The following is a 19,258-nucleotide window of genomic DNA, read 5'->3' on the forward strand; positions in this document are numbered from 1 at the left end:
TTGGTTAGCGATTAAATAAAAACTTGATTCATAAGCAGTTTTGTTTAATTCAACTCATTAGATCAGGGGCACGCCACATGCTCCTGATCCTGTTGAATGTCGCTATACTAATCAGCTGTCATTTTCTGTATCTTTCATCTTTTCATCTTTATTTAGGGTTAACGGATAGTTTGTGAACGGTTTCCTATCGCTCTACGATAATCTTTCGTTTTTCAATATGGAATCGGACCGCGTTGGTCAGCTCGAGCTTACGGAGTACTTGTGATACATGAGCATAGCGTGATACGGTTCCGTTAAATTTCATGTTCAAAGGTGCTTCTGGTTTATATTCAACTGTTACATTATACCATCGGGCTATCTTACGCATGATGCTCTCCAGGGGCTCGTCGTTAAACAGAAAATATCCTTTCGTCCAACTCATGGCATCTGTTGCAATCACCTCGTTGACTATAAATGCGCCCTCTGTCAAAGTAGCCTGTTCACCTGGACGCAGCACACGGTCGCTATTTCCTATCGTTCCTGATGCGTGAACACGCACCTGCCCCTCCAATAAAGTGGTACGGAACACAGGCTCATCAGCATATGCGGCTATATTAAAATGTGTACCCAATACTTCTACTTCTTGTCCAGGACTCTTGACCACAAAGGGATGCAATTTGTCTTTTGCTACCTCGAAATAGGCTTCTCCCGTCAGCTCCACAACACGTTTTCCTTCCTGCACCAGATTTGGACTATAAGTTAACTGAGTGGAGGCATTGAGATAAACTCGGGTACCATCAGGCAATCGCACCTGATACATTTCACCACGCGAAGTATTCAGACTATTCAATAATTTTTCTTTGCCAGAAGCGGGGTGCTGCTGAGCGGATAATTCGTAGATCAATTGTCCATCGGACGTTTTCCGAATCGTAAGACCGGCTTCATATGCAAGTGCTCCTTCTTCCTGCTCGGTCAAACGAATGCTCCGACCATCGGCTAAAGTCAGTGTAGCACCTGTTGTTCCAGGAGCAATATCCGTTACAATAGCGATGTCTGGTAGCCTAATATCTTGCTGCTGCACATAAAAATATAATCCAATAAAAAGCAAAAGTGAGGCTGCAATTGCAATAGCGATACGTAACCAAACTTTGTTCGGAGAAATCCGCATCTCAACTGGCGATTCAATAAAAACCTGAGCAAGCATACGCTCTGCTGCTCCAGGTCGAAAGCAATCATCAGCAACTTCATTAACACCAGTTACTTTGGCGCTGTCATCCATCAATTCCTGTAACCGCTGATCAAAGCCACCACTATGAACACAGTTATAAAACTCTTTGTACTCTAGTGAGCTGGCCTTTCGTTCGATATAACGCCAAAATAAATAATCAAATCTTGCTTGCATAATTTACTTTTCTCAAAATCCGGACAGATATCAAGAGGATTTCCAATCCAATTATCTGCCGCTTCATATATATAGAGCATATAAAGATGAAAAAGGGAGTAAGCAAAAAGAAAAAAAGTAAAACTACAGCTTATAAAATGTAAAACTGCTCTCGGAGGTTTTGGATGAAAAAAACGCAATTTTTAAATCCAACATCTAAAAATACGGTATATGTATATGCTCTAAAAATTTAAAGTATTAATGGAGTCGTCAGAATAATGATTAATCCGATATCAAACTTATTGGTTGCAATATCTTCTTGTATAAACTTAGTCGCAAGCTGGATGTGCTTTTTGACAGTGGTCGGAGACAGTCCAAGTTTTTGAGCAATTTCCTCATACTTGAGCCGATCATAACGGCTCATGATATAAACTTTACGCTGCTGCTCGGGCAGCTTTTCGACAGACTTTGCGATAATAGTACGAAACTCCTCTGCAGGATTGTCCAAAAGTGCCATTTCCTCCTCTTGCATCAGATATTGCTCCAATTCTGCCTGTAAAACTTTATGTGCCGCTATTTTCTTTAGTGCTTTAAACGTATCGTGACGACAGATCGTTAATAGATATGCTCCAAAACTGGTAATATTCTCTAACGTACTGCGCCGTAGCCAGATCTTGACAAAAGCATCCTGCACAATCTCTTCAGCTAAAATTTGGGAATCCGTTATTTTAAAAACATAAGCTCCCAACTGTTTATAATACCAGTAAAACAGTTTACTGAAAGCACGTTCATCACCATTTGCGGCAGCAAACATCAATGCAGATTCATTAGAATGTGGTCTAAAAGCCATAACATAGGTAGAAATAATCTTACTCAAATATAGAAAAACTATTCGCTATCCAAAAGTTTACCATTACTGCCTAAGTACCAACTAAAAAATGCATAGCTTATATAAACTATGCACGCAATATTCACAAATATTATACCGTCTAAATTAACCCCATAAAGCAGTTTGGGTAGACACCGATTAAAATCGTTAAGACGGTGGTCACGATAAAAAGTAAAACATAATTAATATTTATTGGAATATGCTTTCCTTCACCACCTCTAAAATACATCGCTACCACCACCTTTAAATAGTAGTAAACCGCAACTGCCGCATTCAAAACCGCTAAAATCAATAACAGAATATGATAATCAGCCATTACAGCGCTGAACATCATAAATTTTCCAATAAAGCCTGCTGTAAGTGGAATACCTGCTAACGATAGCATCGCTATAGTCAGGATAGCTGCTAAATAGGGGTTCTTTTTTGCTAACCCATTGAAGGACTCGAAATGATCTGAACCTATAGCGCGTTTCACTAAAATCAATCCGGCAAAAGCAGTTAGAGTAGCTAAAGAATAGGAAGCTCCGTACAGAAAAATAGCATTGGCAGAGTTTATTCCTACACCAATAATAGCAAACAGCATATACCCTGCATGTGAAATACTGGAATACACCAACATTCTTTTAAATGACGATTGCATTAATGCTGACAGATTACCTATAAATAACGTGATTATAGCGATTCCCAAAAAGATTGGTATCCAAAAATCCTGTAAAGGTAATAGGGAGAAAGTAAACAAACGAAGCAAGCCGGCAAAAGATGCAATCTTAACAACAGTACTCATAAAGCTCGTAATCAAGATCGGAGCTCCATCATAAACATCTGCAGTCCAGAAATGAAAAGGTGCGGCACCGACTTTGAAAATCAGACCGATAATCATCAATAATATACCGCCGTAAAAAAGTGGAGAGATCTCATTAGGATGACTGGTGACATAACCTTTAATCATGGCAAGATCAAAGGATCCTGAAGCGCCATATAACAAAGTGATACCGAAGAGCAAAAATCCGGTAGAAAACGCTCCCATAATGAAATACTTAATCGCTGCCTCATTGGAAGCAGGATCCTTTTTTCTTATCCCTACCAAGATATATAAGGCAACAGACATAATCTCTATCCCTAAAAACAATAGTGCCAAATTGTGGAAACTATTGACCAACACTGCTCCAGTTAAGGAGAATAATAATAAGGTATAATATTCTGCCACATGATCACTAGAAGACGTGAAATACCCTTTAGATAGTATAAAAACCAGGAGCGTAATCACGGTACAAAGTATGGAGAATGCTACCGCATAATGATCAAATAAGACCATGCCGTTATATAAAGGTATAGCTACTCCTTTCCAGTCATTGATCAATAGACCGATGACGACAAGGAGTCCAACTAAGGATACCGGTAATAATGATTTATTTGCTTTAAATAATCCTAAATAAAGTACCAATAATGCTAATATTGATAATGTAATAATCGCCCCCATAATCGAATCTATTATTCGTAAAGTTTAAGTCTAAAATTATCTTCCGAGGAAGGTCGTTAATACAGCCAATGACTCTGAAGAAATATGCAATAAGCTATTTGGAAAAATTCCTAAATAAATAATCAATGCTGAAATGATTATTAGTGTATATAATTCGACACCAGAAATATCTGCAAAAGACGCAGTCTTTTCAGATGTTGTTCCGAGCATTGTTTTTTGGTATAACCTTAACATATAGACAGCTCCCAAAATCAAAGTTAATCCTCCGAAAACTGCATACCAAATGCCATATTCATAAATGCCTTTTAATAGTAAAAATTCACCAATAAAACCATTGGTTAATGGTAAGCCAATTGCTCCCATTACGATAATCAAAAACACAATTGCCAATCGTGGAGCTTGCTTTGCAATACCGCCTAAATCTCTTAAATCCCTTGAACCGGTTCGATCTTGAATGATATCAAGTACGAAAAATAAACCAACAACAGATATCCCATGATTAACCATCTGCATCATAGCACCACTCATACCCGTTAAATTCCAGGTAAACACACCTGCACTAATTAATCCGACGTGAGCAATAGACGAATACGCGATCAGTCGCTTAGCATCCTGTTGCTGGATAGCAATGATGGAAGCATATACAACAGCAAAAACACATAAAACCATCACTAGTTGACCATAGCTGGCAACAGCTTCTGGCACAACGGGCAATAACCAACGCAATAAACCGTAAACACCCATTTTCAACATAATCCCCGCTAATAGCATCGTGCCTGCAGCAGGAGCATGAGTATACGTATTGGGTTGCCAAGTATGAAAAGGAAAAATGGGTATTTTAATAGCAAAAGCAATAAAGAATGCCCAAAATATCCAACGTTGTGTAGAAGCATCCAAATCGAGTGATACAAAAGAATGCCATTCAAAATCATGGGTAGCAACCTGTTGGTGTAGATATAATATGGCAATCAACATCAATAAACTACCAAAAAACGTATAGACAAAGAACTTTAAATTAACTCGAATTCGATCTCCATCACCCCACAATGCACATATAAAATAAATCGGAATTAAAGCAGCTTCCCATCCCACATAAAATGTAAAAGCATCCATAGCAGAGAACACTAACATCAAACCGCTTTGCATGAAAAACATCAATGCATAGAAATCACCTTTAAAAGGTTTTTTAAAAGTCGTGAGCACAATCAATGGCACTAAAACATTTGTTAAAACCAATAAAGGCAAACTAATACCGTCAATACCAATATGAAAATTTACTCCAAGAGCAGCAATCCATGGATAGGATTGTTCATAATTAAAGTCACCTGAAGCATTGAATTGACAAATAAAAGGAATAGTCAGACCCAACGTGATCAAAGACAAAATCAACGCCCCTTTTTTCGCTAATGCATGTTGACATACAAATAGTAAAAAGATTGCGCCAATGATAGGGGTTAAAATAAGTAAAAATAGGTTATCCATTGATTATCAAATAGCTATTACAATGTTAAAAACTCAATAAACCGTATATAAAGATGGCAATTGCCCCAACTACCATCAGTAAAAGATAGAAACCTACATTTCCACTTTGTAAAAGACGTACTCCCTTTCCTGTCATAAATGATGATCTACCAATTGCATTGACCAAACCATCGATGCCTGAAGCATCTACAACCTGTGCAAAAAATACAGATAACCAATTAATCGGTTTTACAATCAATTGATCATAGATTTCATCGACATAAAATTTATGATAAGAAAGTTTTGCAAGGCCAGTCCTTGCCACTTGATCATGCTGCGGAACAACCCCTTGCTTGACATATTTATTGTAAGCAACAAATGCCATTACTAAAACTCCAACAATAGATACGCCCATTAACATATATTCTGTACTATGCGCAATGGCATGCGTATGTTGTAGACGAGCACCATCTGCAAATACGGGGGATAAGAAATTAGCCAACCAAGCATTTCCCCCTAATACCTCTGGAAGATTTAAGACTCCACCAAAAATAGATAATACAGCCAACATGATTAGGGGGAAAGTCATCGATTTAGGAGACTCATGTAAGTGATGTTTTTGCTCTTCCGTACCCCTAAAAGTTCCGAAAAACGTGAGATAAATCAATCTGAACATATAAAAAGCAGTCATCAAAGCTCCGGCAAATCCCAAAATCCAAAAAACTGGGTTAGCAGCAAAAGCATGAGCTAAAATTTCGTCTTTAGAGAAGAAACCGGAAAAGGGAGGAATCCCCGAAATGGCAATAGTACCAATCAACATCGTGATATAGGTGACAGGCAACGCTTTTTTTAAACCGCCCATCTTACGCATATCTTGCTCATTGCTCATCCCGTGAATAACTGATCCTGCACCTAAAAATAATAAAGCTTTAAAGAATGCGTGGGTCAATACATGAAAGAAAGCTCCAGTAAATGCACCTACTCCTAAGCCTAAGAACATATAACCTAGCTGCGACACGGTCGAATAGGCCAATACTTTCTTGATATCATTTTGTGTTAGTGCAACTGCTGCTGCAAAAAGTGCAGTGCAGACACCTACTATTGCAATGACCTGAAGCGTAAGAGGAGAAAGAACAAACATAATATTAGAACGGGCGATCATATATATCCCAGCGGTCACCATGGTAGCAGCGTGTATTAGAGCTGATACAGGTGTCGGTCCAGCCATAGCGTCCGGTAGCCAGGTAAATAAAGGGATCTGAGCAGACTTACCCGTCGCTGCAACAAATAATAAAAGTGTAATCGTTAATAAGGTCATATCCCCTACAGGATAGTTTTTTGCAGATTGAAAAACCGTTGCAAATTCTAAAGAACCAAATGCATTAAATATAAAGAAAACAGCCAAGAGAAAACCCAAATCACCAATGCGATTCATAACAAAAGCCTTTTTGGCTGCTGCGCCATAATCACTATTTTTATACCAAAAGCCAATCAATAAATAGGAACATAGTCCTACCCCTTCCCAGCCAATAAACATGACCAAGTAATTCGAGCCCATCACGAGCAGCAGCATAAAAAAGATAAACAAATTCAGATAGGCAAAATATTTGGCAAAGCCAGCATCCTGATGCATATATCCAATCGAGTAGATATGTATTAAAAATCCTATACCCGTTACAACGAGTAACATAATTGCACTTAAAGGATCGACCAGAAAAGAAAGAGAAATATCTAAATTCCCAATCTTGATCCAATCAAAAATATGATGCAGTATAATTCCACTTTCACCATTTATACGGTCCTCATAAATAGATGCAAATAGGGTACAACTCAATAGAAAGGAAACAAATACGGTAGCACTACCGATAAAACCTACCAAACCTTTTGAAAGTACCTGTCGTCCTAACCCATTAATCAGAAATCCAATCAAGGGCAATAAAGGAATTAACCAAATTAAATCACGCATAGCTATTATCTTTCTTTTTTTAATGCTCTAAATTACCAACGAAGTTTATGTAAAGACTCAATGTCTACTGACTTCGTATTTCGATATACCATAATAATAATCGCTAAACCGACTGCAACCTCTGCTGCTGCCAGCGCCATGATAAAGAATACAAATACTTGGCCCGACGCATCACCATGTTGTACTGAAAATGCGGCTAATAAAAGATTAACGGCGTTCAACATCAATTCAATCGACATCATCATAATGATGACATTGCGACGAATAAGAACACCGATAACACCAATGACGAAAATTATACTGCAAAAAATCAAATAATGATTGATTGGAACACCTTGTAATTGTTGAATTGCTGCTTCCATTATACTTTCCTTGTTTCTTTTTTCGCCAATAAAACTGCCCCAATCATAGCCGTTAACAATAGAATCGAAGACAATTCAAACGGAAGCAGGAACTCTTTAAATAACACTTTTCCCAAATTTTTCACTAAACCGATATCAGGATCTTTTACAATCAAAGGATTTGACAAGTCAAAAACTCGAAATGCACCAAAAAGAACAACTACCAAACAGCAACCTGCAATCACACCCATCATTTTTACTAGATTGGATTTCATAGGCTCTGTATCTTTATTGAGATTCAACAACATCAGTACAAATAAAAAGAGCACCATAATTGCACCCATATATACAATGAAATTCACCACAGCCAAAAACTGTGCATTTAATAAAATATAGTGAATGGTAAATGTAAAAAACGTAATTACGAGATACAGAACACTATGCACCGGGTTTTTCGTGAAGATGGTCATCAGCGCGAAAAAAATAGAAAGGAAAGCAACTAAATAAAAAACGGTCATAAGTCTTTGATTAACTATTCAACTTTGTAATATCAAATTTTGGTTCTACCAACTTATCTTTTCCATAAATGAAATCTTTACGTAAATAATCGGCGGTCACATGTGGTCCATCCAAATAAATGGCTTCTTTAGGACATGCTTCTTCGCAAAGACCACAGAAAATACAACGGAGCATATTGATTTCATATACTGCGGCATATTTCTCTTCTCGGTATAAATGCTTTTCGTCATTTTTTCGCTCAGCAGCAATCATCGTGATCGCCTCTGCGGGACATGACAAGGCGCATAATCCACAAGCTGTACAACGCTCACGCCCTTCTTCATCTCGTTTTAAAGAGTGTTGTCCCCTAAAATTTTTAGAAAAAGGTCGTTGTTGCTCGGGATATTTAATCGTAGGTATTTTTTTAAAAAAATGTCTTAACGTAATGGACAAACCTTTTACAATGGCTGGGAAATAAATCCTTTCCATAAAATTCATCGGTTTCTGTTCTAAAACTTTTTTCCTATTACTTAGTGGTTGCATAACGGTTCCTTTCTATGAAAAATATGTATCCTTAATCAATGTAATAATTCCTGTTAAAACGATATTTGCTATGGCTAAAGGGATTAACATCTTCCATCCCAGATTCATTAATTGGTCATAACGGAATCTTGGTAAAGTCCATCGCACCCACATAAAGAAAAAGATAAAAGCAAATATTTTAATAAAGAACGCCAATACGCCTAGAATCGTTATCCAATTCTCCGAAAGACCTAAGTCATTCATAAAAGGGAAATTATACCCTCCGAAATAAAGAGAAGCCATTAATGCCGAAGAAACAAACATATTGATATATTCAGAGAACATATAGAGTCCCAATTTCATCGAAGAGTATTCTGTATGATAACCTCCGACCAATTCGGTCTCACATTCTGGCAAATCAAATGGAACACGGTTACACTCCGCAAAAGCACAAACCATAAAAATGATAAAACCTAACGGTTGAGACCAAATATTCCAATTAACAAATCCCGATTGGTCTGCAACGATCTCTTTTAGGGATAGTGATCCTGTAATCATCAATAAAGCAATAATGGATAATCCCATTGCGATCTCATAACTGATACTCTGTGAAGCAGCTCGAATAGCCCCCATCAGAGAAAATTTATTGTTCGATGCCCAACCCCCTAACATAATACCATATACCCCCAATGCAATGACACCAAACATATAAAGAATACCGACATTCACATCCGCAACTTGTAGTGAAATTACACGATCACCGATCGTTAACGATTGGCCCCATGGAATAACAGCAGAACTGATGCATGCTGTAATGATAGCAATAGTGGGACCGATGATAAATAAAGCCTTATGTGCTCCGGCAGGAATGATTTCTTCTTTAAAAAAGAATTTCCCACCATCACAGAATGGTTGCAATAAGCCAAAAATTCCTGCTCGGTCTGGACCGTAACGATCCTGCATAAATCCAGCAATCTTACGCTCCGCCAATGTCGAGTACATCGCGATCACAAGTGTGACAACAAATACAATTGTGACAAGGGCAAATTTTTCGATGACAAATGACCACTCCATATTATTTCAATTTTTCAGTTCTAGCCAGTTGTTCTAAATTTTGTTCCTGTAGTACAGGATCATTTTCAATAACTGCTGGTGGATTAAAACGCGTGTAATGATTAGAAGCAATCACAGATTGATCGCTAATTGGCGTTGGTTCCTCTAATTTCCAATCGCGAGTTTCTTTTTTATCATAGCGACAGGTATTACAGATAAATTCTTCTACTTCACCAAATTCATCTTTCCTTGCGGTCACACGTATCACATCAGCCCCTTTATACCATAAAGTCACCTTACCTGAGCAAGTGGGACAATCACGATGCGCATCTACAGGTTTTGTAAACCAAACACGGTTCTTAAATCGGAAAGTTCGATCTGTCAAAGCACCTACCGGACATACATCAATGACATTTCCTGAAAAGTCATTTTCAACGACATTTTGGATATAAGTCGAAATCTCGGCATGGTCTCCACGTCCTATAATACCATGGACACGTTTATCTGTGATCTGATCCGCAACAAATACACAGCGATAGCATAAAATGCATCGATTCATATGCAATTGTATTTTCTCTCCAATGTCAATACGTTCAAATGTACGGCGATCAAACTCATAGCGTGTCTGCGCAGAACCATGCTCAAAACCCAAATCTTGCAATTTACACTCTCCAGCCTGATCACAAATAGGGCAGTCCAGTGGATGATTTATAAGTAACATTTCGACGATAGCTTTACGTGCCTCGACAACATCAGGTGAAGTGATATTTTCAACTTCCATACCATCCATAACCGTTGTTCGACATGAAGCAACCAGCTTGGGCATCGGACGAGGATCTTTTTCCGATCCTTTTGATACCTTAACCAGACAGGTACGGCATTTACCCCCAGTGCCCTCCAATTTGGAATAGTAACACATCGCTGGAGGAACAATATCTCCACCGATCTGACGTGCCGCGTTCAAAATCGTAGTGCCTGGTGTTACTTCTACAGGAATACCATCTATAATAACTTTCAATTTTACCTCTTCTGCCATCTTCGTATCTCGTTTATCAATCTAATTAAGAAACAATCGGTACTAAAGGATCTGCATAATGTGCTAATCCATAATTTCTTGTCAATGCATCCTCTGGATGATTGATGTGCCATTCAAACTCATCTCTAAAATGACGAATCGCTGCTGCAACTGGCCATGCTGCAGCATCCCCTAAAGGACATATGGTATTTCCTTCTATACGTCTTTGGATATCCCAAAGCAATTCAATATCTGACAAACTACCATGCCCCGTCTCAATTTTATGCAACACTTTTTCCATCCATCCTGTTCCTTCACGACAAGGAGAACACTGTCCACAACTTTCATGATGATAAAAACGACTAAAATTCCACGTATTACGGACAATGCATTGATCCTCATCGAAAGCAATGAAACCACCAGAGCCCATCGAAGTTCCCGTTTGGAAGCCTCCATCAGCTAAGGATTCATAAGTCATTAATCGATTTTGACCATTCGCCGTTTTTAAGATCAAATTTGCAGGTAAAATGGGAACAGAAGAACCTCCAGCCACAACTGCTTTCAATTTCTTCCCATTTGCCATACCTCCACAATATTCATCGGAATAGATAAATTCTTCGACAGACAAACCCAATTCTATTTCATATACACCTGGTTTCAGCAAATTACCGCTGGCAGATATTAATTTTGTACCCGTACTCCGTTCAATACCAATTTTGGCATATTCTTCACCTCCATCATTGATAATGGGGACAGTTGCCGCAATTGATTCAACATTGTTGACAACAGTTGGACAACCGTATAAGCCAGCTATTGCTGGAAATGGCGGCTTTATCCGCGGGTTACCTCTTTTACCTTCTAAAGATTCCAACAGAGCGGTCTCTTCTCCACATATATAAGCTCCAGCACCCGGTTGAACATAAATTTCTAAATCATAGCCCGATCCCAAGATATTTTTACCTAAAAAACCAGCAGATTTTGCTTCCTCTATCGCCCGTTCCAGAATACGGATTTGGGGCATCATCTCACCTCTAACATAGATATAAGAAGTTTTAGCTCCCAAAGCATAGCTGGAAACAATCATACCTTCCAATAGCGCATGCGGAATGTGGGTCATCAAAAACCGGTCTTTAAAAGTGCCAGGTTCAGATTCATCACCATTGCAGACTAAATAACGAGGCACACCTTCTGGTTTTGCCAAGAAGCTCCACTTCATTCCGGTAGGAAATCCTGCTCCGCCTCTTCCACGAAGACCTGATTTCTTAACTTCTTCAACAACATCATCAGGAGACATCGTCTTAAGTGCTTTTTCTACAGCACGATACCCCCCTTGTTGACGATATACTTCGAAAGTTTGGATTCCCGGAACATCAATATGTGTTAGCAAAAGTTTACGTGCCATTTTAATTCGTTTTTGAGCTTAAATCATCTATTAATTGATCGACACTAGCTTCTGTCAAGTTTTCATAAAACGTATATTCAGGGCCTATCTGCAAGACAGGTCCATATCCGCATGCGGCAAGACATTCAACTCCCCGCCAAGAAAATAAGCCATCAGCCGTCACTTCACCTTCTTTCACGCCCAATTTATTCTCCAGGTGCGTCATAATACGTTCGGCACCAACCAAACAACAGGGTCCGGTACGGCAGACTTCCAAAACATATTTTCCTTGTGGCTGTAATAAATACATCGTATAAAAAGTGGCCACCTCGTAGACCTCAATAGGTTCAATACCCAAATAGCCAGCAACTTTATTCATGGCATCAGGACTTAACCATCCAAATTCAGCCTGTACTAAATGTAAAATAGGAAGTAAAGCCGATTTTTGCCTTCCCTCTGGGAAACGCGCCACTACTTCAGCAAATTGATTTAGCAATGTTGAAGAAAATTCAACAATCTCATTATGTTTGACACTAAGCATCTAATTCTCCTGCAATAACGTTAAGACTACTCATATTAAGAATTGCGTCCGAAAGTAACATACCTGCACTCATAGGAGCAAACATTTGATAATTGATAAAAGAAGGCCGTCTGAAATGTAAACGATATGGCGTACGTCCACCATCGTGCACCAGATAAAATCCTAATTCTCCATTGGCACCCTCTACAGCATGATAAACTTCCGCCTTCGGAGTTTCCACCTCACCCATAACAATTTTGAAATGATAGATCAATGCCTCCATGTTGGTATATACCTGTTCTTTTGGAGGTAAATAGAACTCAGGAACATCAGCATGGAAAACTCCTTTAGGCTCATTTGCTATTTTAGATAGCGCCTGCTCGATAATCCGCATAGACTGCCACATTTCTTCGTTACGCACCATATAGCGATCATAGACATCACCTTTGGTGCCAACAGGGACTTCAAAATCAAACTCTTCATAGGAACAGTAAGGATTTTGAACCCGAATATCATAATCCACCCCTGTAGCGCGTAAAATAGGACCGGACCAACTATAATCCAAAGCCTCTTCCGCTGTCACAGAAGCTATACCGGAAGTACGCTCAATAAAAATACGATTGCGATCAAACAACTCCATAAATTCGGTCAAAACAGGAGGAAATCGTTTTAAAAACTCTTCAATTTTTGCAAATGCAATATCATTGAAATCTCGTTCGAAACCGCCAATTCTTCCAATATTAGTGGTCAATCGCGCACCACAAATCTCTTCAAAAATCTCATAAATAAACTCTCGCTCTTGCATGACATATAAAAAGCCTGAAAAAGCTCCTGTATCAACACCAAGAATCCCATTACAGATAATATGATCTGCTATACGCGCCAATTCCATCACAATAACACGCATATATTGTACACGTTTGGGAATTTCTATTTTTAATAACTTTTCAACAGTCATATGCCAGCCCATATTATTAATAGGAGCAGAACAATAATTCAATCTGTCTGTTAAAGGTGTTATTTGATAAAAAGGTCTGTGCTCAGCGATCTTCTCAAAAGCACGATGGATATAACCGATTGTTGACACACCACTTACGATCCGCTCTCCATCAATCTGAACAACATTTTGAAACACGCCATGTGTAGCAGGATGCGTCGGACCAATATTCAAAGTGATTAACTCATCCTGAGGATCGTTATCTTCATATACAGGTTTATTGGGGGATATCTTGGTAATAAAATCGCTCATAATTGGTCTGCTTTTTAACTTTAACGGCCGAAATAAAGATCTTTCTTATCGACACGATTTGGATCTTCTAATGGATATTCTTTTCGCATTGGAAAGACTTCCATATCATCTACATTTAAAATCCGTCTTAAATCTGGATGACCCAAAAATTGGATTCCATAAAAATCATATGTTTCGCGCTCCATCCAATTTGCACCTTTCCAAATGGTAGTTGCTGTTGGAATTGCTGGATCTATACCATCCACCTCCACTTTAACACGAATACGAATATTATTAATCAAACTATTGACATGATATACAATTTCAAAAGCCTTTTTTTGAAGTGGATAATGAACAGCAGTAATATCTGTCAGATGAATAAATTGTAATTCTTCATCATATTTTAGAAAAGTTAAAACATCAATAATGGCATCAACATTTACATGAACAGTCAAAAGATCATATTCATCACGGAGTGGTGAAACATCGGTACCAAATTGAGAAATTAACTTATCTAATAAATAGGTGTTATCAAATTTACTCATAAGTTTCTATTCCATATTTTTCTAACAAAGCTCTATATTCAGGAGTATTTCTTCTATTTAAAGACTCACTTTTCACAATATCCTGCAAACGTAGTACGCCATCTAAAATTGCCTCAGGTCTTGGTGGACAACCAGGCACATATACATCTACTGGAATGATTTCATCAATACCTTGCAAAACAGAATAAGTATCAAAAATACCTCCGCTAGATGCACAAGCACCCACAGCAATTACCCAACGTGGTTCCGCCATTTGTGTATAGACCTGCTTTAAAACGGGTGCCATTTTTTTTGCAATTGTACCCATTACCAATAGCATATCAGCTTGACGAGGAGAAAAGCTTGGTCTTTCTGCACCAAAGCGAGCAAGATCATAAGTTGACCCCATCGTGGCCATAAACTCAATTCCACAACAAGAAGTGGCAAAAGGCAATGGCCATAAAGAATTTGAACGCGCCAAGCCAATCGCTTTATCTAAACTCGTGGCAAAAAAACCAGCGCCCTCAACTCCCGGAGGTGCTTTGGCCAACTTAATATCGCTCATGGAAATATAATTTAAAGTGGTTTATAGTTGTGTGCCTTCGCACATATCAAAACTAACATTTTCTGAATAAAAATCAAGCGGTTAGCATAATTTAGAACTATTCTAATCCCAGTTCAATGCTTTCTTTTTGATGACATAGATGAATCCTAAAAGCAACATACCCATAAAGACAAACATCTGAATCAAACCTTCGAAACCAAAATCTCGAAAATTAACAGCCCAAGGATACATAAAGATAACTTCAACATCAAAAATGACAAACAAGATGGCCACTAAAAAATATTTGATGGAAAAGGGCTGTCTAGCATTGCCTATCACTTCTACACCAGATTCAAAAGAAGATAATTTGTTTTCAGTACGAACTTTGGGTCCAATTAAATGTGTAATAATAATGGTTCCAATACCAAATCCTGCTGCAACAATAAGTTGGAATAAAATTGGTAAATAATCAATTGGTGCATTTGCACTAACTTGTTCCATATCAAAATGTTTATATTGGTAAAACCTAAATTTAAGAAAAAAATAGGGTAAATCAAAAAAGGGTGAAACAAATGTTTCACCCTTTTTTCAAAATATTGATCAGCTTATTTTAAACCTTCTAAATAAGATTTAGCGCTTTCATTTTCAGGATCTAATTTTAAAACCTCTTGAAAACTAGCTTTTGCTTTTGCAATTTCATTTTTGTTATATTGATAGAAACCAATATAAGTATGCGCATCAATTAAATATGCTTTATTTTTCTCTTGTGTTCCTTTTTCATTAACCACTTGGATTAATTTTTCAAAAGGAGCTACGAAATCTCCTTTAGGTGCTTCTAAATTATCAGCTCCTAATGCTGAAAAAGCTTTGTAATACAATGCGGTAATTAGATACTTGTCTAATACTTCAGGCTTAGTCGCTTTTTCAATTATAGCTAATTGGGCTTGAGATTCTACAAAGGCAGCAATCGCTTCATCTCTTAAAGCTTGATTGATAACTTTTCCTTCCTCATCTTTACTTTCTTGATCTTTTTTGAAACCAATTAAATAGTTACCCTCACCAGCATAATAATTTGAATCATAGTAGTAGTCAGTATCAGGATACTTGGCGATGATTTCAAACAAAGATACTGCAGTTGCAGTTTCTTGATCTTGATATTTAGCAAAGGCCGTTTCTGCCACTTCAGCTAACAATTCTTTATCTGCATCGATTGCTTTCTGAATATGAACGATACCTGACTCCACCTTTTTGTTTGCGACATCAGATAAACCGGCATACATATGATCTAATGGAATGATACGTGTAGCATCCATCTTAGCAAACATTTTTTCTAAATATTCAGCAGATTTTGTGTATTCTTTATTTCTAAAAGCGTTATAAGCTAAGTAACGATAGATTTTTGGATCTACATCAGGATTTTTAGCTAACTCCTCTGAAACAGTTCCTAACTCATCATATTGTCTAGCATATACCAAGAAATCGGCGTAACGAATCTTTGCTTCCAAAGAGTTATCTCCATTGACTTCTAAGTATTTTTTATACTGCTCAACCCCTTTTTTATTCAATTCTACATATTTCTCATCAGATGTACCTGGAGCTTTTGACCACATATTGTAGGTCTCTGCTAACTCACGGTAAGTAGGTGCATATGTAGGATTTTCTTCTGTAATGGTCGTTAATTGAGCAATCGCCTCATCATAAGCCTGTGCACCACGAACGATAACAGCGAGACCAATTTTTGCACGAACTGATGCAGGATCTAATTCAGCAGCATCACTGTAGCTTGTATAAGCACTACTTGCTTCTTTCAATCCTCTATAAGCATCACCTAATGCCAATGGAATAGCAGCATCTTTAGTATTCTTTGCTTTGGCTTGTGTTAAGTAATCTAAAGCTTTTGCATAGTCTGGCTCTGGAGCTTTAATATAAGCACGTCCAATTTCCAACAATTCTTCGTAATCCTTTTTCTTTAAATTAGCACTTGCAGCAGAAAATTTAGACTCAGCAGATGCTTTGTCCTTTTTCAATAAATCAATATAACCCAAACCAACATTGTTAATCAATGATTTTGGATCAGCTGCTAAACCTTGATTAAACATAATCGCTGCTGAATCAGGCTTATCATTAACTAAATAAATCTGACCTAAATAGAAGTAATTATCCCCAACTTTAGCTTGTTTACTTACTAATTGTTGCAAAATTGTTTTTGCCTTACCGTAGTTTTCTGTTTCAATAGCCGCTCTAGCATCCTTTAAACTTTGTGCACTTGCTGTGCCAACAGAACCTGCTAATAACAGACTAAATAATAATTTACTGTTTGTCATAATCTATTGTTGTACTATTTTATATTCTAATTTAAACTATTTTCTTCTCTTATGATAATCTCTCTACCTGGCATTGTCACAGGAAGCAAACCTGCTTTTAATATAATGCGTTGTCCCCTGTCGCCCGTTAAGAAAGCACTAAACCCTAGACCCAAGCCCATATTCGGTTGATAATTCAAAACATAAATAGGTCTCGTAAAAGGGTACAATCCCAAAGACATATTGGATTGCGAGGGTTTATAAAACAAACCATCTTTCTTAGCGCCTAATGCATTTTCAACGCTCAATGTACGAATTTTATTCAATAAATCAGATTTTTTTTGAGCCATATCCAATATCCAATTGTAACCTACGATACCGATACTACCTTTATTTTCGCTAACATATTTAATAACATCTGCATTCTTTTCCAATGCGGAAATCGATGCCGGATCTATCTTATTTATAGATAAGTATTCCTTCAAAAATCTCAATGTACTGGAGTTAGCATTATCAAAAACCACCTTATACTTACCTTTAAGCTCACCACTTAACAATGATTTAACGTCAGAAAGTGTAATTGTAGTATCTGCATCAGCAATATTATTTATCAATACCACTGCATCACTTCCTATTTGATACTCTTTGGGTATAATTTTTCGATCTTTAAAATTTTTACCTTCCGCTTCAGTCAATTTACGGGTCAAAATAATAACACTAGATGAATCAGCAAGCAAGGCATTCACGGCTTTAATTTCGGGCTTAGCGAGTAACTGAATAGTTGCATCTGAGTAAGAACTTTGAAAAACATCAACTTGTTCCTTAAGAATCGGATATAATGTCTCATCAACAAGGACATTTACTTTACCTCTTAAAATATCCTGAGTCGGAGCTGTTGTTTCTTGTTTCTTGGAACGATTACAACTTCCCAAAATTAAAATCGCGACTAGCAATGTTAAAACTATTTTAAAGCTGTTTTTCATATGGCAATCAATTAATAAATAATGAAGATTTCAGATTCGTAATAAGGGCTTAATTAAAATTACTTTGCCATAGCCTTACAAAACGCAGAAAGGAATAAACAATAAGTACAATACCAAACAAAGTTTTATATGTTGGATTGATATCTAAAGGTAAATCCTTCCAAAAGATCACTAAGAGACCTAAACCAAAGTATAGGCCGAACATAAATAGTCCTAAAATAGACAGAAATCGCTTTATAGGCGATTTCTGTCTGTAATTTGTATTATTTGAATTAAAATTCGCCACTAATTACTGATTAATTGTGTTTAGGCGGATAGGTAATGTATAAGCTACACGTACTGGACGACCATTTTGAATACCTGCTCTCCATTTTTTAGCTTTTTTCAACAACCTAACTGCAGCTTCACCTGTACCATATTTAAGATCGCGTTTTACAGAAATATCTGTTAAACTACCATCCTTTTCAACGACAAAGGAAACCTCTACTACGCCATTAATTCCATTTTCTAAAGCTCCAGAAGGATACTCATATGTATCTCCTACCCATTTCATAAATGCTGCCATTCCTCCAGGAGGTTGAGGTTGCACCTCAACAGCATTAAAGATTTGGTCACCATTTGGATCACCATTTGGATCACCTTTGGACACACCTGCAGTAATAGCACCATCTTGCTTCTTAGTACCAAATTCACCTCTTGCTACTGAAGAACCTGCCGCACTACCTTTTAAAGTCATACGTGCTGGTGATTTTTTATCATCCTTGAACTCTTCCTGAGCAGCAACTTCCTCTTTTACCTGAGCAGCCGGAGCTACTTTTGGCTCTGGAAAACGTACCAAATCTTCTTTTGGTATATCCATTGCAACTTGTTGAGGCTTCTCTTCCTCAATTGGAAGTGGCTCTTCTTCTTCTGGCTCCGGTGGTTTAATTTCCTCCAAATCCTCTAAAGTCACTTCGGTAATAACTGGAGCGGCTTCAATAGGTTTATCAGGAAATAGACTTCCTCCGAATAATTTAAGAAGACTTAATAGTACTACGGCAACTACCACTGCCAACAAACCAACGTTGGTAGCTTTAGGAGCTAGTTTACGAAGCTCATAAGCTCCATACTCCTTATTTCTGCCTTGAAATACTACATCAAGCCATTCCTTTTTAAAAATATCTAATTTTGACCCAATCATATTTCTATAG

General features: G+C 37.6%; 19 protein-coding genes. All 19 read right to left on the reverse strand.

Features of this window, described 5'->3' with window-relative positions; genetic code table 11:
• Positions 1-184: 184 nt before the first annotated feature.
• The 19 genes from AC06G9_RS21905 to AC06G9_RS21995 all read right to left on the reverse strand — a co-directional run bounded on the left by AC06G9_RS21905 (position 185) and on the right by AC06G9_RS21995 (position 19,248).
• Positions 185-1,381: a FecR family protein gene (locus tag AC06G9_RS21905; protein ID WP_480957243.1), complete on the reverse strand. Its 1,197-nt coding sequence runs from the start codon at positions 1,379-1,381 to the stop codon at positions 185-187.
• Positions 1,382-1,610: 229 nt separating this feature from the next.
• On the reverse strand, positions 1,611-2,237 hold the full coding sequence (locus AC06G9_RS21910) for an RNA polymerase sigma-70 factor (RefSeq protein WP_293926655.1): 627 nt from the start codon (positions 2,235-2,237) through the stop codon (positions 1,611-1,613).
• Positions 2,238-2,349: 112 nt separating this feature from the next.
• Positions 2,350-3,729 (reverse strand): NADH-quinone oxidoreductase subunit N, encoded by a 1,380-nt coding sequence (locus AC06G9_RS21915; protein ID WP_480957244.1) that lies wholly within the window; start codon positions 3,727-3,729, stop codon positions 2,350-2,352.
• Between the two features lie 36 nt (positions 3,730-3,765).
• Positions 3,766-5,211 (reverse strand): complex I subunit 4 family protein, encoded by a 1,446-nt coding sequence (locus AC06G9_RS21920; RefSeq protein ID WP_293926661.1) that lies wholly within the window; start codon positions 5,209-5,211, stop codon positions 3,766-3,768.
• A 25-nt stretch (positions 5,212-5,236) separates the two neighbouring features.
• Entirely contained in the window at positions 5,237-7,156 is a 1,920-nt protein-coding gene (gene nuoL / locus AC06G9_RS21925; protein WP_480957245.1) for an NADH-quinone oxidoreductase subunit L, read from the reverse strand.
• Positions 7,157-7,188: 32 nt separating this feature from the next.
• On the reverse strand, positions 7,189-7,518 hold the full coding sequence (nuoK, locus tag AC06G9_RS21930) for an NADH-quinone oxidoreductase subunit NuoK (protein ID WP_045753750.1): 330 nt from the start codon (positions 7,516-7,518) through the stop codon (positions 7,189-7,191).
• Positions 7,518-8,015, reverse strand: coding sequence for an NADH-quinone oxidoreductase subunit J family protein (locus AC06G9_RS21935; protein WP_094771699.1), 498 nt, complete (start codon positions 8,013-8,015; stop codon positions 7,518-7,520). The genes nuoK and AC06G9_RS21935 overlap by 1 nt, the downstream gene beginning before the upstream one ends.
• Positions 8,016-8,025: 10 nt before the next feature.
• Positions 8,026-8,538: a NuoI/complex I 23 kDa subunit family protein gene (locus tag AC06G9_RS21940; RefSeq protein WP_045753752.1), complete on the reverse strand. Its 513-nt coding sequence runs from the start codon at positions 8,536-8,538 to the stop codon at positions 8,026-8,028.
• Positions 8,539-8,550: 12 nt separating this feature from the next.
• Positions 8,551-9,591, reverse strand: coding sequence for an NADH-quinone oxidoreductase subunit NuoH (gene nuoH / locus AC06G9_RS21945; protein ID WP_045753753.1), 1,041 nt, complete (start codon positions 9,589-9,591; stop codon positions 8,551-8,553).
• A gap of 1 nt (position 9,592) precedes the next feature.
• Complete coding sequence (locus tag AC06G9_RS21950) at positions 9,593-10,606, reverse strand: NADH-quinone oxidoreductase subunit G (RefSeq protein ID WP_045753754.1); 1,014 nt, start codon at positions 10,604-10,606, stop codon at positions 9,593-9,595.
• 25 nt (positions 10,607-10,631) lie between these two features.
• The gene (gene nuoF, locus AC06G9_RS21955) at positions 10,632-11,987 is read right to left on the reverse strand and encodes an NADH-quinone oxidoreductase subunit NuoF (protein WP_045753755.1); all 1,356 of its coding nucleotides are present in this window, start codon (positions 11,985-11,987) and stop codon (positions 10,632-10,634) included.
• 1 nt (position 11,988) lies between these two features.
• The gene (locus tag AC06G9_RS21960; protein WP_045753756.1) at positions 11,989-12,507 is read right to left on the reverse strand and encodes an NADH-quinone oxidoreductase subunit NuoE family protein; all 519 of its coding nucleotides are present in this window, start codon (positions 12,505-12,507) and stop codon (positions 11,989-11,991) included.
• Positions 12,500-13,735 (reverse strand): NADH-quinone oxidoreductase subunit D, encoded by a 1,236-nt coding sequence (locus AC06G9_RS21965; RefSeq protein WP_248755174.1) that lies wholly within the window; start codon positions 13,733-13,735, stop codon positions 12,500-12,502. Before AC06G9_RS21965 ends, AC06G9_RS21960 begins: the two co-directional genes overlap by 8 nt.
• A gap of 20 nt (positions 13,736-13,755) precedes the next feature.
• Positions 13,756-14,259: an NADH-quinone oxidoreductase subunit C gene (locus tag AC06G9_RS21970; protein ID WP_293926684.1), complete on the reverse strand. Its 504-nt coding sequence runs from the start codon at positions 14,257-14,259 to the stop codon at positions 13,756-13,758.
• Complete coding sequence (locus tag AC06G9_RS21975; protein ID WP_045753758.1) at positions 14,252-14,803, reverse strand: NADH-quinone oxidoreductase subunit B; 552 nt, start codon at positions 14,801-14,803, stop codon at positions 14,252-14,254. Before AC06G9_RS21975 ends, AC06G9_RS21970 begins: the two co-directional genes overlap by 8 nt.
• A 102-nt stretch (positions 14,804-14,905) precedes the next feature.
• Complete coding sequence (locus tag AC06G9_RS21980; RefSeq protein ID WP_045753759.1) at positions 14,906-15,283, reverse strand: NADH-quinone oxidoreductase subunit A; 378 nt, start codon at positions 15,281-15,283, stop codon at positions 14,906-14,908.
• A 104-nt stretch (positions 15,284-15,387) separates the two neighbouring features.
• Positions 15,388-17,106: a tetratricopeptide repeat protein gene (locus tag AC06G9_RS21985; RefSeq protein ID WP_045753760.1), complete on the reverse strand. Its 1,719-nt coding sequence runs from the start codon at positions 17,104-17,106 to the stop codon at positions 15,388-15,390.
• Positions 17,107-17,132: 26 nt separating this feature from the next.
• Positions 17,133-18,068, reverse strand: a complete 936-nt coding sequence (locus tag AC06G9_RS21990; protein WP_293926688.1) for a PstS family phosphate ABC transporter substrate-binding protein — start codon at positions 18,066-18,068, stop codon at positions 17,133-17,135.
• A gap of 289 nt (positions 18,069-18,357) precedes the next feature.
• Positions 18,358-19,248 carry an energy transducer TonB gene (locus AC06G9_RS21995; RefSeq protein ID WP_045753762.1) on the reverse strand — a complete coding sequence of 297 codons (891 nt, stop codon included), beginning with the start codon at positions 19,246-19,248 and terminating at the stop codon, positions 18,358-18,360.
• Between the last annotated feature and the right edge of the window lie 10 nt (positions 19,249-19,258).

This window comes from Sphingobacterium sp. MAE (assembly GCF_056711605.1).

Excerpts from the sequence above, each read along its gene's own strand:
- AC06G9_RS21905 (WP_480957243.1), bottom strand. The coding sequence starts at position 1,381 with ATGCAAGCAAGATTTGATTATTTATTTTGGCGTTATATCGAACGAAAG.
- AC06G9_RS21915 (WP_480957244.1), bottom strand. The coding sequence starts at position 3,729 with ATGGGGGCGATTATTACATTATCAATATTAGCATTATTGGTACTTTAT.
- AC06G9_RS21920 (WP_293926661.1), bottom strand. The coding sequence starts at position 5,211 with ATGGATAACCTATTTTTACTTATTTTAACCCCTATCATTGGCGCAATC.
- nuoL (WP_480957245.1), bottom strand. The coding sequence starts at position 7,156 with ATGCGTGATTTAATTTGGTTAATTCCTTTATTGCCCTTGATTGGATTT.
- nuoK (WP_045753750.1), bottom strand. The coding sequence starts at position 7,518 with ATGGAAGCAGCAATTCAACAATTACAAGGTGTTCCAATCAATCATTAT.
- AC06G9_RS21935 (WP_094771699.1), bottom strand. The coding sequence starts at position 8,015 with ATGACCGTTTTTTATTTAGTTGCTTTCCTTTCTATTTTTTTCGCGCTG.
- AC06G9_RS21940 (WP_045753752.1), bottom strand. The coding sequence starts at position 8,538 with ATGCAACCACTAAGTAATAGGAAAAAAGTTTTAGAACAGAAACCGATG.
- nuoH (WP_045753753.1), bottom strand. The coding sequence starts at position 9,591 with ATGGAGTGGTCATTTGTCATCGAAAAATTTGCCCTTGTCACAATTGTA.
- AC06G9_RS21950 (WP_045753754.1), bottom strand. The coding sequence starts at position 10,606 with ATGGCAGAAGAGGTAAAATTGAAAGTTATTATAGATGGTATTCCTGTA.
- nuoF (WP_045753755.1), bottom strand. The coding sequence starts at position 11,987 with ATGGCACGTAAACTTTTGCTAACACATATTGATGTTCCGGGAATCCAA.
- AC06G9_RS21960 (WP_045753756.1), bottom strand. The coding sequence starts at position 12,507 with ATGCTTAGTGTCAAACATAATGAGATTGTTGAATTTTCTTCAACATTG.
- AC06G9_RS21965 (WP_248755174.1), bottom strand. The coding sequence starts at position 13,735 with ATGAGCGATTTTATTACCAAGATATCCCCCAATAAACCTGTATATGAA.
- AC06G9_RS21970 (WP_293926684.1), bottom strand. The coding sequence starts at position 14,259 with ATGAGTAAATTTGATAACACCTATTTATTAGATAAGTTAATTTCTCAA.
- AC06G9_RS21975 (WP_045753758.1), bottom strand. The coding sequence starts at position 14,803 with ATGAGCGATATTAAGTTGGCCAAAGCACCTCCGGGAGTTGAGGGCGCT.
- AC06G9_RS21980 (WP_045753759.1), bottom strand. The coding sequence starts at position 15,283 with ATGGAACAAGTTAGTGCAAATGCACCAATTGATTATTTACCAATTTTA.
- AC06G9_RS21985 (WP_045753760.1), bottom strand. The coding sequence starts at position 17,106 with ATGACAAACAGTAAATTATTATTTAGTCTGTTATTAGCAGGTTCTGTT.
- AC06G9_RS21990 (WP_293926688.1), bottom strand. The coding sequence starts at position 18,068 with ATGAAAAACAGCTTTAAAATAGTTTTAACATTGCTAGTCGCGATTTTA.
- AC06G9_RS21995 (WP_045753762.1), bottom strand. The coding sequence starts at position 19,248 with ATGATTGGGTCAAAATTAGATATTTTTAAAAAGGAATGGCTTGATGTA.